The sequence below is a fragment of the Methylobacterium oryzisoli genome (genome assembly GCF_046557895.1).
In the GTDB taxonomy this organism is placed as follows: Bacteria; Pseudomonadota; Alphaproteobacteria; order Rhizobiales; family Beijerinckiaceae; genus Methylobacterium; species Methylobacterium oryzisoli.
Genome location: NZ_JBKIBX010000120.1, coordinates 1 through 1,191, shown reverse-complemented (window position 1 = coordinate 1,191; position 1,191 = coordinate 1). Strand labels below are relative to the sequence as shown.

Annotated in this window: 2 pseudogenes; one reads left to right on the top strand and one right to left on the bottom strand. The window is 68.3% G+C overall.

The window, feature by feature from the left end:
* Positions 1 to 809: pseudogene (locus ACKUB9_RS34305) on the top strand (SDR family NAD(P)-dependent oxidoreductase); the annotation flags it as partial.
* A 23-nt stretch (positions 810 to 832) separates the two neighbouring features.
* On the opposite strand, the pseudogene ACKUB9_RS34300 reads toward ACKUB9_RS34305, so the two are convergent.
* Positions 833 to 972 (bottom strand): annotated as a pseudogene (locus ACKUB9_RS34300) (IS3 family transposase); the annotation flags it as partial.
* Between the last annotated feature and the right edge of the window lie 219 nt (positions 973 to 1,191).

Here is a 1,191-nt window from a genome sequence, read left to right as displayed (position 1 = left end):
GTCTACGGACCCCTGCGCGAGATCGCCCCGGAGGACCATGAGCGGCTGATCCGGACCAATCTGTGGGGCACCGTCTACGGGTCCCTCGTGGCGGCCGAGCACCTGCGCGAGCGCGGCGGGGCGCTGATCAACGTCGGCAGCATCGGTTCCGACCTCGCCTTCCCGTTCCAGGGCCTCTACGCCGCCTCGAAGCACGCGGTGAAGGGGTTCACCGACACGCTACGTATGGAGCTGATTGCCGAGGGCGCGCCGGTTTCCGTTACCCTGGTGAAGCCGGCTTCCATCGATACGCCGCTGCCTCAGCGCGCCCGCAACTACATGGACCGCGAGCCGACGCTGCCGCCGCCGATCTACCCGCCGGAGGAGGTGGCCAACGCCATCCTGCACGCCGCCGTGCACCCGCAGCGCGACATCTTCGTGGGCGGTGGCGGCAAGCTGTTTGTGATGGGCAAGGAGTTCGCACCGGGCGCGTACGACGAGCTCGCGCCTGCCATCATCGCGCTGCAGAAGCGCGCCGAGAAGCCGAGAAACCCTGAGGGCGCGCTGCATGCGCCGCGGGATGCCGGTGCAGTCCGCGGCGACCCTCCANGCAGAAGCGCGCCGAGAAGCCGAGAAACCCTGAGGGCGCGCTGCATGCGCCGCGGGATGCCGGTGCAGTCCGCGGCGACCCTCCAGTCTACGTCATGCGCACCAGCGCCTACACGCGGGCAACCCTGCATCCGCTCGCAACGGCCAGCGTGCTCGCTGCCGGCGTGGCCGCGACGGCTGCCGTCATCCTCGGCACGCGACCCAAACCAAGACGTCGCTGACCAGACGCCGGACGTTGGCCGATACGGCGCCAGCTGTCGTAGCTCTGCTCGGAGATCTCCGCCTCCTTGCGAGCGCCAAGCACTTGCCCTGCGCCGTCAGCACCTCGATCTGGCGCAGCGTCAGCCCCACCTGCTTTGCGCTCGTATTCTGACCTCGCCGCATCTCCAACTCCTTTGGTCCGTGCTGATCCTCTCAATCAGCCCGGTTCAAAGCCAGCCGGTCAGGTCAGCCGGACTGTCCTCGCTCGGCACGTCGATCGCCAAAACGAGCTCGACGCCCACCACCACAATGACGGCACCCTGAGCAGCCCTCTCCCCAGGAGATCAACCATGGCCAATCCCGCTATCCTCGGCAGCATCGCCGGGCTGCTCCCGCGACCTC